Origin of the sequence: Thiohalophilus sp., from assembly GCF_046483665.1 — a bacterium.
GTDB lineage: Bacteria > Pseudomonadota > Gammaproteobacteria > UBA6429 > Thiohalophilaceae > Thiohalophilus.
In genome coordinates, this window is sequence record NZ_JAWOCR010000038.1 from 1 (window position 1) to 13249 (window position 13249).

Annotated in this window: 14 protein-coding genes; 2 read left to right on the forward strand and 12 right to left on the reverse strand. The window is 59.3% G+C overall.

The window, feature by feature from the left end; translation table 11 throughout:
- Positions 1 to 73: 73 nt before the first annotated feature.
- The 4 genes from R6U90_RS07910 to R6U90_RS07925 form a co-directional block, all read right to left on the reverse strand.
- Positions 74 to 607: a prepilin-type N-terminal cleavage/methylation domain-containing protein gene (locus R6U90_RS07910; RefSeq protein ID WP_410352131.1), complete on the reverse strand. Its 534-nt coding sequence runs from the start codon at positions 605 to 607 to the stop codon at positions 74 to 76.
- Entirely contained in the window at positions 607 to 1836 is a 1230-nt protein-coding gene (locus R6U90_RS07915; RefSeq protein WP_410352132.1) for a type II secretion system F family protein, read from the reverse strand. The genes R6U90_RS07910 and R6U90_RS07915 overlap by 1 nt, the downstream gene beginning before the upstream one ends.
- The gene (locus R6U90_RS07920) at positions 1823 to 3607 is read right to left on the reverse strand and encodes a GspE/PulE family protein (RefSeq protein ID WP_410352133.1); all 1785 of its coding nucleotides are present in this window, start codon (positions 3605 to 3607) and stop codon (positions 1823 to 1825) included. The genes R6U90_RS07915 and R6U90_RS07920 overlap by 14 nt, the downstream gene beginning before the upstream one ends.
- A 246-nt stretch (positions 3608 to 3853) precedes the next feature.
- Complete coding sequence (locus R6U90_RS07925; protein WP_410352134.1) at positions 3854 to 4816, reverse strand: dihydroorotate dehydrogenase; 963 nt, start codon at positions 4814 to 4816, stop codon at positions 3854 to 3856.
- A 419-nt stretch (positions 4817 to 5235) separates the two neighbouring features.
- Here R6U90_RS07925 and trmL point away from each other — a divergent pair, with 419 nt between their 5' ends.
- Together trmL and R6U90_RS07935 are read left to right on the forward strand one after the other, a co-directional pair.
- Positions 5236 to 5718 (forward strand): tRNA (uridine(34)/cytosine(34)/5-carboxymethylaminomethyluridine(34)-2'-O)-methyltransferase TrmL, encoded by a 483-nt coding sequence (trmL, locus tag R6U90_RS07930; RefSeq protein ID WP_410352135.1) that lies wholly within the window; start codon positions 5236 to 5238, stop codon positions 5716 to 5718.
- A complete protein-coding gene (locus R6U90_RS07935; protein WP_410352136.1) occupies positions 5719 to 8433 on the forward strand; it encodes a cation-transporting P-type ATPase in 2715 nt (904 codons plus the stop codon).
- A gap of 362 nt (positions 8434 to 8795) precedes the next feature.
- Here R6U90_RS07935 and R6U90_RS07940 read toward each other — a convergent pair whose 3' ends face one another.
- From R6U90_RS07940 to R6U90_RS07975, 8 genes are all read right to left on the reverse strand, one after another.
- Positions 8796 to 9293, reverse strand: coding sequence for a DsrE family protein (locus R6U90_RS07940; protein WP_410352137.1), 498 nt, complete (start codon positions 9291 to 9293; stop codon positions 8796 to 8798).
- 271 nt (positions 9294 to 9564) lie between these two features.
- Positions 9565 to 10575 (reverse strand): NAD(P)H-dependent glycerol-3-phosphate dehydrogenase, encoded by a 1011-nt coding sequence (locus tag R6U90_RS07945; RefSeq protein ID WP_410352138.1) that lies wholly within the window; start codon positions 10573 to 10575, stop codon positions 9565 to 9567.
- 6 nt (positions 10576 to 10581) lie between these two features.
- A complete protein-coding gene (gene secB, locus R6U90_RS07950) occupies positions 10582 to 11082 on the reverse strand; it encodes a protein-export chaperone SecB (protein WP_410352139.1) in 501 nt (166 codons plus the stop codon).
- 86 nt (positions 11083 to 11168) lie between these two features.
- Positions 11169 to 11603: a thioredoxin TrxC gene (gene trxC, locus R6U90_RS07955; protein WP_410352140.1), complete on the reverse strand. Its 435-nt coding sequence runs from the start codon at positions 11601 to 11603 to the stop codon at positions 11169 to 11171.
- A gap of 10 nt (positions 11604 to 11613) precedes the next feature.
- Entirely contained in the window at positions 11614 to 11877 is a 264-nt protein-coding gene (gene grxC / locus R6U90_RS07960; RefSeq protein WP_410352141.1) for a glutaredoxin 3, read from the reverse strand.
- A gap of 14 nt (positions 11878 to 11891) precedes the next feature.
- Positions 11892 to 12329, reverse strand: a complete 438-nt coding sequence (locus tag R6U90_RS07965; RefSeq protein WP_410352142.1) for a rhodanese-like domain-containing protein — start codon at positions 12327 to 12329, stop codon at positions 11892 to 11894.
- A gap of 23 nt (positions 12330 to 12352) precedes the next feature.
- On the reverse strand, positions 12353 to 12562 hold the full coding sequence (locus R6U90_RS07970) for a DUF2892 domain-containing protein (protein ID WP_310694340.1): 210 nt from the start codon (positions 12560 to 12562) through the stop codon (positions 12353 to 12355).
- 121 nt (positions 12563 to 12683) lie between these two features.
- On the reverse strand, positions 12684 to 13007 hold the full coding sequence (locus R6U90_RS07975) for an ArsR/SmtB family transcription factor (RefSeq protein WP_410352143.1): 324 nt from the start codon (positions 13005 to 13007) through the stop codon (positions 12684 to 12686).
- Positions 13008 to 13249 lie beyond the last annotated feature (242 nt).

A 13249-nucleotide genomic window follows, 5' to 3' on the forward strand; every position in this document is an offset into this window, starting at 1 on the left:
GCCAGCGCCAGTAACACCGCCAGAATCAACAGTGTGCTTTGCAACAGCGTCAGATAGGTATCGGGATTGTTATTCATTGTGGAAATTCCCATTGGTAGTTTTCCAGGGGGACCAGGTTCAGGCCGGCGATTCGGGTGGAGTCCTCCCCGTTCAGGCCGTTCGCGTGAACCAGCTCGATGCGGTAGCGCACCCGGGCCGGGCCGGGCAACGGCGTGCGGAAATAGTCGCTGAACCGAATGCGGTAGACCAGTGCCGAGTTGTCGATATCGAAATACCAGACCCCGGCTTTATTAACCTGCGATTCATTCGTTATCTCGCCAATATAATTGTCCGGCGGCTGGGCCAGCAACGCGATGGGGTTGCTGTGTTCCAGGTTGCTAATGGTCCGGATCTCGTTCCGGGCCACCCGTTTGGCCACTTCCATTCCCAAACCGCTGCGCAGATTGCCGACCACGGTCTGGACCATGGCCCGTTCGGCGTCGACGCGGTACTCGAGCAGACGATCGATGGCGGCGATGCCCAGAATGGAAATGATCAGGATGACCAGCACCAGTTCCAGCAGGGTAAAGCCCGATTGTCGGGAGCGTCGGCGTACCGGCAACCTCATCAGCCTCCCCGCACCGCGGACATGAGATCCCACATGGGCAAAAAGACCCCCAGCGCGAGCACGAAAACCATCGCGCCGAGGATCACGATCAGGATCGGCTCCAGCGCGCTGCTCAGGTACTTGAGCCGGTAATCGACCTCGCGATTGTAGAAGGTGGCGACATTGTCCAGCATCTCGTCCACCGCGCCGGTCTCCTCGCCCACGGCGATCATCTGCAGGATCAACGGGGTGAACATCTCGCTGTGGGTGGCGGTGCGGGTCAGCGACTCGCCCTGCTCCACCCCGGTACGCATGCCCTGAATGCGCTGTTCCACATAGGCGTTGTCCACCGCGTTGCCAACCACGGTCAGCCCCTGGGTGAGCGGCACGCCGGCGCGCAGGGTCATGGCGAATGACGTGGCAAAACGTTGCAGCAGTGCCTGATGGAGGATGATGCCCACCGCCGGCAGTTTGAGTTTGTAGCGATCCCAGGTGAGCCGGCCGTTGGGCGTTTTGAGCCAGGCGCGGATACCGACAATGCCGGCAATCAGGATCGCGGCCATCACATACCAGTATTCGACCATAAAGTTGGACATGCCCACCAGCAGGCGGGTCTGCCACGGCAGTTCGGCATCGAACTTGGCGAAAATGCCGGCGAAGGTGGGAATCACGAAAAAGTTGATCACACTGATCGCGATGGCGATCGCAACAATCACGAACATTGGGTAGCGCATGGCGGTCTTGATCCGGTCCCGGGTGTCTTTTTCCCGCTCCAGATACTCGGACAGCTGCAGCAGTGCGTCGTCCAGGTTCCCGCTGTGCTCGCCCACCTGCACCATGCTGATGAACAGATCGGAGAAGACCTGCGGATGGCGCGCCATGGCGCCGGAGAGATTAAGTCCCGACTCCAGGCCGGTGACCAGATCGCGGATGACGTCCTGCAGATAGGGGTTGTCGACATTCTCGGCCAGGCCGTTGAGGGCGCGGATGATGGGCACGCCCGAGCGCATCAGGGTATACAGCTGGCGGGCGAACAGGATCATGTCGTCCAGCTTTGGCCGGCGGCTGGCGCGCCATTTGCGATAGCGCTCGGCCAGGGAGGGACTACGGGGCCGGGACTCGGTGATCTCGATGGGGGTGACGCCGCTGTTCAGCAGCTGGCTGGCGGCACCGTCGAGCGAGGGCGCCTCCACGCTGCCATTGGTGGCGCTGCCGGCGCGATCCCGGCCCCTGTAATCAAACCGGGGCATGGCTCGTTTCCGATGCGTCGCTGCTCTCTTCTGCCGGCGGAACCGGTAATGAGACCTCTTCCACGGTGCCGGTTACACGCATGACTTCCTCCAGCGAGGTGACGCCCTGCAGGGCGTAATCCAGCGCATGGCGGGCGAAGGGGCGGAAGGTCTCGCTGCGCCGGGCCAGCTGGGTGAATTCCACCGAGTCGGCCCGGCGCAGCGCGTTGGCCAGATCCTCGTTGATCTCCAGGTACTCGAAGACACCGATCCGACCGTGATAGCCGGTGTTGTTGCAGTGTGGACACCCGCTGCCGTGCACGAAGTGGCTCTCATCGATGTCGTCACCCAGGGTATTGTAGAGCCAGGCCAGCTCATTGGGTTCGGGGTGATATGGTGTGGAGCAGCTGTCGCAGACCCGCCGCACCAGACGCTGGGCGATGACCGCGCGCAGCGCGCCGGCCAGCAGATAGCCTTCGGCGCCCATATCCAGCAGGCGATTGACACTGGAGATGGCATCGTTGGTATGCAGGGTGGAGAGCACCAGATGGCCGGTGATGGAGGCGCGCAGGCCGATCTGGGCGGTTTCCTGATCGCGCATTTCGCCGACCAGCACAATGTCCGGGTCCTGGCGCAATGCGGTACGCAATACACGGGCGAAGGTCAGATCGATACGCGGATTCACCTGCACCTGGTTGATCCGTGGCAGGCGGTATTCCACCGGGTCCTCGACCGTGATGATCTTCTTTGTCGCGTCATTCAGTTCCGACAGGGCGGCATACAGGGTGGTGGTTTTACCACTACCGGTCGGGCCGGTCACCAGCACCATGCCGTAGGGGCGCTGTATCTGGTTGCGAAAGTGCTGCAGGATGTCGTCGGTCATGCCCAGGTGTTCGAGCTGGAGCATCTCACCCGACTGATCCAGCAGACGCATGACCACCGATTCGCCATACTGCACGGGCATGGTGGACAGACGCACGTCGATGCTTTTGTCGCGCACCCGGATGTTAAAGCGCCCGTCCTGGGGTACGCGTCGTTCGGAGATATTCAGCCCCGCCATCAGTTTCAGGCGCGAGACCAGGGCATTGGCGATGCGCTTTTCCTTCATCACCTGTTCCTGCAACACGCCGTCCACGCGCTGGCGGATGCGCAACACGCTTTCATCCGGTTCGATATGGATATCCGAGGCGCCGATCTGCAACGCGTCCTCGAACAGGGTCTGCAGCAGGCGCACCACCGGCGCGTTGGCCACGTCCTCGTTCTGCGCCATCTGGCTGAGATCGATATCGCTCTCATCCAGCTGAACGTCCAGCTCCCCGGCCAGGTTGCTGATATCGGCAGTGCGTCGGTAGGTGGAATCGATGGCGGCCAGCAGATCGGATTCGCGCACCACCGCCTGCTTGATATCCCGCTTGAGCACCTTGGCCAGCTCATCAAAGGCAAAAATATCCGTGGGATCGGCCATGCCCACCAGCAGGCTGTTGTCGGGGTTTTGCTTGAGGGCGATAACCCGGTAACGGCGCGCCAGGGTCTCGGGAATCAGGCGCACAGTGTCCGGTTCATAGCTGTATTTTTTCAGATCGATGTACGGCAGATTGAGCTGGGTGGAGAGCAGCTCCATCAGCTGTTGTTCGGAAACCAGCTGTTTCTGGATCAGGGTGCGGCCCAGTTTCTGGCCGGTCTTTTTCTGATCGGCCAGCGCGGCCATCAGCTGGTCTTCGCTGATCACGCCATTTTCGACCAGCAGATCGCCGAGACGGATTTTTTTGCGGGAAGCGGTGGTTGTAGCCATTAACGGGCTCGTTTAAACATTCATTGATTAAATAACAATACGTTAGATGAAAGGGTTATCGGTTGCGAGCGGTTTTTTCTTTATTAAATACACCAGAGGTAGGCCGGACATAGCACCCTTCGGGCATAAACTCCGCGGTGTCCGGCAAGCCACCCGGAATCACAAGCTGCCCGAGATCGCTTCGCTTTATCGGGCCTACCAGACCAGGTAGGCCGGACAGTGCGCAGCGGTGTCCGGCGCTCTGCCTCAACTGCAGGAACCACCGGCGTCATTCAATCGCAAGCTGCCGGTGATCTGCGCCACGTTGGCCAGATTGTGGCGATTCATGTACTCCATGATACCGGCGTTGATTCTGGCGCAGATCAGCGGGTCATAGAACAGCGCGGTTCCGAGCCCGATGGCCGAGGCGCCGGCGATCAGAAATTCGATCGCATCCCCGGCCGAGTTGACCCCGCCCTGGCCGATGATCGGAATGCCGTGCTCGCGCGCCACCTGGTAGACCTGGTGCACCTTGAGCAGCGCAATCGGCTTGATCGCCGGGCCGGAGAGGCCGCCCTGGTTATTGCCGATAATGGGGCTGCGCGATTCGATATCGATGGCCATGCCCATCAACGTGTTGATTACCGCAAAGCCGTCGGTGCCCGCCTCAATGCAGCGCCGGGCGTTGTCGGCAATGTCGGTCTGATTCGGCGAGAGCTTGGTAATCAGCGGTTTGTCGGTCACCTTTCGACAGGCGGCGACCACCCGTGCAGACATATCCGGGTCATTGCCAAAGGCCACCCCACCCTCTTTGACGTTCGGACAGGAGATATTGATCTCCATCGCGTCGATGGGCGAGTCGTCGAAGATGCGCGCCACCTCGACATACTCTTCGAGGGTGGAGCCGGAGAGGTTGGCGATAAAACGGGTCTCGGAAAAATCCAGCCCGGGAAGAATGGTATCGACCACATGGTGCGAACCGGGGTTCTGCAGCCCGATGGCATTGAGCATCCCCATCGGCGTCTCGAAAATCCGGTGCGGCGGATTGCCCGCTCGCGGTTCCAGCGTCGTGCCCTTGAGACACACCGCGCCCACATCCCGGTTCGAATAGCCGACCACCCGCGTATATTCCTCGCCGAAACCGACACAACCGGACAGCAGCACCAGCGGGGTCCGGAAATCCATCCCGCAAAAGTCAGTGCGCAGCAGCTCAAGCTCGTCGTTGGTCATGGCGAGGCAAGATACCTGTATTACGTCGCAGGTACAAGTCAGGCCGGGAGCGTAACTCCCGGTGAGCCGGGGACTTTTTATGAGCTGTGCCTGTGTGAGACAGCGACGAGGCACGAGGGTCGAGGGCCGAGTGGCGAGTAAAGAATCGGTTGTGCTGGGGCCGGATTATATCCCCTCCCCAAACCCCTCCCTGAGGGAGGGGCAACCGATCGCGCTATTATTCAAGATCATTCCCTTCCCTTCCAGGGGAGGGTCAGGGAGGGGTGATATAAATTCAGTTCCAGCAAGCCCGCTTCGACGCTCATGCCACCGTTACTGCCCTAAGTCCGAACAAAGTTACAACGATGTCGGCAACAACCCGATCAGCATCACGAATCATTACGGTATGATGGACAATCTCCATTGCCTGGTCGGATGCCATGTTCCACGTCGTGCTGTATCAACCTGAAATCCCCCCGAATACCGGCAACATCATCCGTCTGTGTGCCAATACCGGTGCAGTGTTGCATTTGATCGAGCCGCTGGGTTTCGAACTGGACGACGTGCGTCTCAAGCGCGCCGGGCTGGACTATCATGAATATGCCGACATCCAGCGGCATGCCAGCTTTGATGCCTTTTTATTGAGCGTACAGCCCACACGGCTGTTCGGCTTCTCTACCAAAGGCAGGCGCAATGCGTTCGAAATCACTTATCAACCGCGGGATGCCTTTTTATTTGGTCCTGAAACGCGCGGCCTGCCGCAGGAGCTGCGCGAGGGCCTCGGGGAAGACTTTGTGCTGCGTTTGCCGATGCAGCCGACCAATCGCAGTTTGAACCTGGCCAATGCCGTCGCTGTCATTGTGTATGAGGGGTGGCGGCAACAGGGGTTTGCCGGAGCCGGGAATCAAACATCGGAGTCATAAATGGAGAATAACAGGGACACGCCGGCACTCGCCGGCAACAGTGACTGGCATGCATGCCCGGCGGAGGAGGTGCTGAAGCAACTGCAGGTCGACGCCGAACAGGGACTGGATGAGACCGAAGTCATCCGTCGCCGCGAGCAGTTTGGCCTCAATCGCCTGGCCGAGACCCGGCAGCGCGGTCCGCTCAAACGCCTGCTGGCCCAGTTCCAGAATTTACTGATCTATGTGCTGCTGGGCGCGGCGTTGATTACCGCGTTGCTGGATCACTGGGTGGATACTATGGTGATCCTGGCTGTGGTGCTGGTTAACGCCGTGATCGGCTTTGTCCAGGAGGGTAAGGCCGAGGATGCGCTGGCAGCGATCCGCAACATGCTCTCGGCCCACGCCATGGTGCGTCGCGGCGGACGCCTGTTCAGTGTGCCGGCCGAGGATCTGGTACCCGGTGATATTGTGTTGCTGCAGGCCGGCGACAAGGTGCCTGCGGATCTGCGCCTGCTCCGGGCGCGCGGCCTGCAAATCCAGGAAGCCGCGCTGACCGGCGAGTCGGTCGCCGTGGAAAAATCCACCCCGGCGGTGGCGGCCGATGCCGCCCTGGGCGATCGCTTTGATATGACCTATTCGGGCACGCTGGTCAGCCATGGCCAGGGAGTGGGCGTGGTGGTGGCCACCGGCGCCCACACCGAGATCGGGCGCATCAGCGATCTGGTGTCGCAGGTCGAAACCCTGACCACCCCGCTGTTGCGCCAGATGGCGGTCTTCTCCCGCTGGCTGACCGGCGCGGTGCTGGGACTGGCGGCGCTGATGTTCCTGTTCGGGATTCTGGTCTGGTCGATGACCGCCACAGAGATGTTCATGACCGTGGTGGGACTGGCGGTGGCCGCCATTCCCGAAGGCCTGCCGGCGATCCTGACCGTGACCCTGGCCATTGGCGTACAGCGGCTGGCTGGTCGACATGCCATTATCCGGCGCCTGCCGGTAGTCGAAACCCTGGGCTCGGTCAGCGTCATTTGCTCCGACAAGACCGGCACCCTCACCCGCAACGAGATGATGGTACGCAGCCTGGTCACCGCCGACGGGACTTATCAGGTGGAGGGTGACGGCTATATTCCGCGCGGCAGCTTTGTGCTCGACGAGCAAACCGTGGCAATGGATCAGGCCCCGGTTCTGATGCAGGCACTGCGTGCCGGCTTGCTGTGCAACGATGCCGATCTGGAACAAAAAGGTGAGCACTGGCAGGTGCACGGCGATCCCATGGAAGGCGCGCTGGTGGTCGCCGCGCTCAAGGCGGGGTTGGAAGTCGGCTTCGAGCGCAAACAGTATCCCCGCGACGATCTTATTCCCTTCGATTCAGAACACAAGTTCATGGCCACGTTACATCACAGCCACGAGGGCGAGGCATTTGTCTATCTCAAGGGCGCACCGGAACAGGTACTGGCCCGCTGTCGCGCGGTACAAAACAGCGATGGGCTGGAACAGTCACTGGATCAAACATACTGGCAGGCACAGGTGGATCAACTGGCCGACCAGGGTCAGCGGGTGCTGGCGGTGGCCTGCAAGCCGATGCCGGATCATGCACACGAAGTCGATTTCGATGATGTGGAATCGAATCTGCTGTTACTGGGTCTGTTCGGCCTGATCGATCCGCCACGCGAGGAGGCGATCGAGGCGGTGGTCGCCTGCCGGCAGGCAGGCATCCGGGTGAAGATGATTACCGGCGATCACGGCGGTACTGCGCGGGCGATCGCCGCGCAACTGAAACTCGATAACAGCGACGAGGTCATTACCGGCCAGGAACTGGAAACCATGGACGACGCTGAGCTGGTCCGGCGGGTCGCCGGAGTCGACGTTTATGCGCGGGTGAGTCCCGAACACAAACTGCGGCTGGTCACCCTGTTGCAGGAACAGGGGGCCATCGTTGCCATGACCGGTGACGGCGTCAACGACGCGCCGGCACTCAAGCGCGCCGATGTCGGCATCGCTATGGGTCACAAAGGCACTGAAGCGGCCAAGGACGCCTCGGAGATGGTCATCGCCGACGACAACTTCGCCTCTATCGCCCACGCGGTGGAACAGGGCCGCACGGTCTACGACAACCTGAAAAAAGCAATTGTCTTCCTGCTGCCCATCAATGGCGGCGAGGCGATGAGTATTCTGATCGCGGTATTGTTCGGGTTTACCCTGCCGATCTCACCGGTGCAGATCCTGTGGGTCAACATGGTCAGCTCGGTGGCTCTGGCCATGGCGCTCGCCTTCGAGGCAACCGAACCGGATACCATGCATCGCCCGCCCCGGGCGCCGCGCGAGGCGATGTTGTCATCCTTTCTGGTATGGCGCATCGCGCTGGTATCCATACTGATGGCCGCCGGCGTATTCGGCATCTTCGGCTGGGCGACCGCCAACGGATCGAGCCTGGAAGAGGCCCGTACCTACGCGGTTAACACCCTGGTGGTAATGGAGATCTTCTACCTGTTCAGCGTGCGCTTCCTGCGCACCCCGTCGCTGACCTGGAAGCGCATGTTCAACTCCCGCGCCGCGTTGATTGCTGTCGTTGTGGTCGTTCTGTTGCAACTGCTGTTCACCTATGCCCCGTTTATGGAACGCTTCTTCGATACCCGCCCCGTCGACTTCGTCCACGGCGTGGAGATTATCCTGATCGGCATCGGCCTGTTCGCCATCCTCGAACTGGAAAAACTCTGGCTGCGGCGGAAAAAATAATTCACAACAAAGATGTTTGTGCCGTCGTTTGGATACAGAGGACGCCGAATCTGAAGCGGTGCATACCGGTTTGGCACAGAGTCGAATCTATTTTGTGGTAGGCGCTTGCAGCGGCGACTGTTTCCGGTGCCCCTGACTTATCAAAATGATCGTCCTCCGGGCGCCCTGAATCTTGAAAGCGCGGGCCGGAATCTGGAATTCCGGACAGTATACCTATTTGATCGCAAATGAGCCGGTCGGTGACAAATGATTCACATTTGCAATCAGCCTAAAGCTTATTCCGCGATAACACAGAATCAGTTTTTTTCTCTGCGTTGATCTCTGGATCTTTCTGTGAAGCCGGCTGCACGAGTAATGCGTGTCTAGTCAATACGGATTGTCGCATAGCCTTGTTGCTGGTAACCCATGATGGAGAGGAAGGTGTTGCCAACCAGCTCGATCCCCGGTAGCAGGTCGTCGGCTCCAAGGTTGATGCGACGGGTTGCAATGTTACAGGCTTCCATGTGCACGCCATCCAGTTCCAGCAGACTTTTCAGCCGCTGATGGACGGCCTTGATCTCGGTGACCTGATTAAGCTCACTGTGCCGGGTATCGCGTGCGATCAGGCGTGCGGCACCGCCGCGAAAACCAAATATCATCTCGGGTTCGACACCTTGACGCAGCATGTCGTCGTAGGTTTCCTGTATCACGTCGAGACGGCCGGCCAGCGCGGCGGGGTCGCCCAGCGTCACGTCCCAGAGAATTCGTCCGGTTTCAATGCCCTGCAGGGCGCGGGTATCATCCGGCTTGTCCGAATCGGCATGCACAACAGCGGGCAATAACAGGCCCAGCAAAGCGAGGATAGTAGTAATTCGTTTCATAATGAGATCTCCCGGGCGGTGTGATTTCGCTTTTCAAGCGTAGCAGTCAGGATGAGATTTTCAGCTCATAAAACCAGGTGAGAAGAAACGTTCAGGGTCAATGCAAAAATTTTCACGCAAATGGAGCCGGTGACAAACGGCCCTTATTTACAGTTAGCTAAAATAGCCTGGAGTCAAAATAGAAACTCATTTCGCAACGGTACAAAATCTATTTTTTTCCACGACTTTGCAGCTTTGCGATCTTCGCGTTATTGACCGGAGAATTAGCTAATCAGTCCAGCTCCGGCCGAATTGCCCGTTCCATTAATGCGTGGAGTGCTTCGGTGGGCGTGTGGCCTTCGTGGATGACACGATAGACCTGTTCGGTGATGGGCATGTCGACGTTGTGGCGTTGCGCCAGGGCGAAGACTTCCTTGCAGGTGTTGATGCCTTCGACCACCTGGCCGATCTCCTCGACCACGTCGTCCTTGCTGCGCCCCTGACCCAGTGCCAGGCCGAGGCGGCGGTTGCGGGACTGATTGTCGGTGCAGGTGAGAACCAGGTCGCCCAGGCCGGTGAGGCCCATGAAGGTATCGTGTTGCGCCCCGAGGGCGACACCCAGGCGCATGATTTCGGCCACGCCGCGGGCGATGAGCGCGGCGCGGGCATTGGCGCCGAAGCCCAGGCCGTCGGCGGTGCCGGCGGCGATGGCCAGCACGTTCTTGCAGGCGCCGCCTACTTCGACGCCGATGATGTCGTCGCCGGTGTAGGCGCGAAAGTGATCGTTGTGCAGAGCGTGGGCCAGTTCCAGGGCATAATCACTATTGCGAGAGGCGACGGTGACCGCGCCGGGTAGCTGTTGTGCGACTTCGCGGGCAAAGGTCGGCCCGGATATGACGGCTATCGGGATGTCGGTGCCCAGCTCTTCTTCGGCCTGCTGATGCAGCAGCTTCTGGCTATCCGGCTCCAGCCCCTTGGTGGCCCAGCAGACTTTGTGATCGTCGCGCAGCAGCGGCTTGATGCGGGTCAAGGTTTCGCGAAAGGCGTGGCTGGGAACCACCAGCAGAACGATTTCGGCCTGGGCCAGCGTGGCGTCGAGTTCGCCGCTGGCGTTCAGGCCATCGGGAAAGCCCAGGCCATGCAGGTAGCGCTGGTTGGCGCGATCGCGATTGAGAATGTCGGCCTGTTCGGGGCGATGGGTCCAGAGCGTGACGCTATGCCCGTTGTCCGCCAGCAGCATGGCCAGCGCCGTCCCCCAGGAACCGGCGCCCAGAACGGCAAAGCGTTGCGCGGGACGGGACATGGGCAGTTATTGACTGGCGCTGTCGGCGTCGGCCTGTTGCTGATCGGCCAGGTGTTTGGCGTACAGGGCCTCGAAGTTAACCGGCGCCAATAATAACTGGGGAAAGCCGCCGCGGGTGGCGATATCCGAGACCACTTCGCGGGCATAGGGGAACAGCATCTCGGGGCAAAAGCTGCCGAGCATGTGGCCCAGTTCGTCGCGATTGAAGCCCTTGATATAAAACACGCCGCTTTGCTGCACTTCGATCAGATAGGCGGTCTTCTCTTCGTGTTTGACGGTGACGGTCAATGACAGAATCACCTCATAGATCTCTTCGGCGACGCGCTTGCCGTTGCTGTTCAGTTCGAGGTTGATCTGCGGCTGCAGCTGTTCGGTGAAAATCCCCGGCGCATTGGGCGATTCGAAAGAGATGTCCTTGGTATAGATCTTCTGGACAGCGAACTGCTGTTCGGCGTTCTCGCCGGAAGTTTGCTGGTCAGAAGTTTGCGGGGTATCGTTATCGGCCATGAGTTCGTCTTGTCGTTGTGAATATGAAATTGTCCGGTAAAGGCCGGAATAGTAGCAGATCGGCGACGGGCCTGGGCAGGGGCGACTCAGATAAACTGCTGTGCCCAGCGGCTCAGGTTCGACAGATCCATGGCGCCGGCCTGACGGTCCAGCTCACGGCCGTGTTTAAACACGACCAGGGTCGGAATGCTGCGGATCTGGTACTGGGCGGCCAGCTGCTGCTGTGCCTCGGTGTTGACCCTGGCCAGGCGCAGCTTCGGTTGCAGTTGCGCGGCGGCCTGTTCGAAGACCGGGGCCATCATTTTGCAGGGACCGCACCAGGGCGCCCAGAAGTCGACCAGCACCGGAATGTCGTTTTTACCGATGTGCCGGGCAAAGTTGGCGGCGCTCAGTTCCACCGGTTGGCCGTCGAACAGCGGCTTGTGGCATTTGCCGCACTTGCCGCCGGCGCTCAGTTTGTCGGCCGGCAGCCGGTTGATGCTGTCGCAATGGGGGCAAACGATATGCAGCGCGTCGCTCATGATTTCTGTCTCAGGCGTCGCTCAGTCCGAGGCGTTGATCCAGTTGACCCGCCGCTTCCAGGGCATAGAGCTCATCGCAGCCACCCACATGTTCTTCGTTGATAAAGATCTGCGGTACCGTGTGGCCCTTGCTGCGTTCCATCATGATCTGGCGTTGTTCGTTGTCGCTGTCGACCGGGATTTCGTGATAGCTGACCTGCTTGCTGTCGAGCAGTCGCTTGGCACGAACACAGTAAGGACAGAAGCGGGTGGTGTAGATGGTGACGTCGGCCATGGGCTGCCTCCCTGTTATTTGCTTTGTTTTTGATTGACCAGTGGCAGGTTGGCGTTTTTCCACGCCAGGATCCCGCCGCCGAGATTGTAGACGTTGTCGAAACCGGCCTTTTTGAGTGTAGCGCAGGCCTGTCCGGATCGCTGGCCGGAACGGCAGGCCACGATGATCGGCTGTTCCTTGTGTTTTTCCAGCTTTTTCATCTTATCGTCAAGCTGGCTGAGGGGCAGATGCATGGCGTTGATGATATGCCCTTCCTGGTATTCCGTGTCTTCCCGAACATCCAGAACCAGTGCATCATCGCGGTTGATCATTTTCACCGCCTCGCCGGGCGAGGTGGAGGCATAGCCGCGCAAACTCCCGCCAATGTAACTGTAGGTCAGTAAAATCAGGATAACGAGCAGGGCGCCGACCAGAATCCAGTTATTGGTGACGAAGGTGGTGAGTTGATCCACGATAACTCCTTGGGAAACGGGTTTTAGTTACAGCTTTTGACGCCGAAGCGTTTTAACAGTTTTTCCGGCGGGCAGAAATTGGTGAAACCACTTTGCAGCAGATTCAGGCTGACAAATGCGGTCAGCCACAACCAGTGCACGCTGTGATAGACCGGGCTGGCTTCCACGCCCAGCGCCAGGGAGAGCAGCAATAGAAAACCGGCCAGGGAACGGATGATTCTTTCAGTCGTCATAGTGGGTGCCTCCAGGGTCATCAGAATATAGTCACGATAGAGACAGGGGAGCGAAATTCAAACAATGCCCTGCCCCCTGACGGAAACCAGGCCGATAATCCGGCCGGTTATCGCAGCCGGATCAGTTGGCGTTGCAGAACACTTCGCGCATCATTTCGATCAGGCGCAGGGTCCGTGCATCGCCCACGCGGTAGTAAACGCGGTTGGCATCTTTGCGGGAGTCAAGAATTCCCTTGTCGCGCAGGATTGCCAGATGCTGTGAGATATTGCTCTGGGAGGTACCTACCTGCTCGACGATATCCTGAACACTGGTCTCCTGGTCACCCAGGGTGCAGAGGATTTTCAGCCGTAGCGGATGTGACATTGCCTTCAGCGAGCGGGAGGCGCGATCGATATCCTCGTCGCGGGTCATCAGACCGGTCATTTCCATCGTTTCTGTATTCATAGGACCTTCCGAATGCTATACCTGCGTCTTGTCAGGCCTTGAAATTGCCATGGCACGCCATGGTGCCTTTTATTAATAAAACATTATACAATAATCTACCGTTTGAGAAGGCTTTTCGCAGATGGAGCAGGGATTTTCCGGCCGACAGCGGGCAGGCTTACCGGCATAATGCTGGCGCCGCGCGAGGTTATCCGTTAGACTCCGTCTAAATTTAAAACTTGTTATAAATCGAGCATTTACCT

What these genes read in the sequence shown, in the direction of transcription:
- R6U90_RS07910 (WP_410352131.1), bottom strand. Translation starts at nt 607, where the DNA reads ATGAGGTTGCCGGTACGCCGACGCTCCCGACAATCGGGCTTTACCCTG.
- R6U90_RS07915 (WP_410352132.1), bottom strand. Translation starts at nt 1,836, where the DNA reads ATGCCCCGGTTTGATTACAGGGGCCGGGATCGCGCCGGCAGCGCCACC.
- R6U90_RS07920 (WP_410352133.1), bottom strand. Translation starts at nt 3,607, where the DNA reads ATGGCTACAACCACCGCTTCCCGCAAAAAAATCCGTCTCGGCGATCTG.
- R6U90_RS07925 (WP_410352134.1), bottom strand. Translation starts at nt 4,816, where the DNA reads ATGACCAACGACGAGCTTGAGCTGCTGCGCACTGACTTTTGCGGGATG.
- trmL (WP_410352135.1), top strand. Translation starts at nt 5,236, where the DNA reads ATGTTCCACGTCGTGCTGTATCAACCTGAAATCCCCCCGAATACCGGC.
- R6U90_RS07935 (WP_410352136.1), top strand. Translation starts at nt 5,719, where the DNA reads ATGGAGAATAACAGGGACACGCCGGCACTCGCCGGCAACAGTGACTGG.
- R6U90_RS07940 (WP_410352137.1), bottom strand. Translation starts at nt 9,293, where the DNA reads ATGAAACGAATTACTACTATCCTCGCTTTGCTGGGCCTGTTATTGCCC.
- R6U90_RS07945 (WP_410352138.1), bottom strand. Translation starts at nt 10,575, where the DNA reads ATGTCCCGTCCCGCGCAACGCTTTGCCGTTCTGGGCGCCGGTTCCTGG.
- secB (WP_410352139.1), bottom strand. Translation starts at nt 11,082, where the DNA reads ATGGCCGATAACGATACCCCGCAAACTTCTGACCAGCAAACTTCCGGC.
- trxC (WP_410352140.1), bottom strand. Translation starts at nt 11,603, where the DNA reads ATGAGCGACGCGCTGCATATCGTTTGCCCCCATTGCGACAGCATCAAC.
- grxC (WP_410352141.1), bottom strand. Translation starts at nt 11,877, where the DNA reads ATGGCCGACGTCACCATCTACACCACCCGCTTCTGTCCTTACTGTGTT.
- R6U90_RS07970 (WP_310694340.1), bottom strand. Translation starts at nt 12,562, where the DNA reads ATGACGACTGAAAGAATCATCCGTTCCCTGGCCGGTTTTCTATTGCTG.
- R6U90_RS07975 (WP_410352143.1), bottom strand. Translation starts at nt 13,007, where the DNA reads ATGAATACAGAAACGATGGAAATGACCGGTCTGATGACCCGCGACGAG.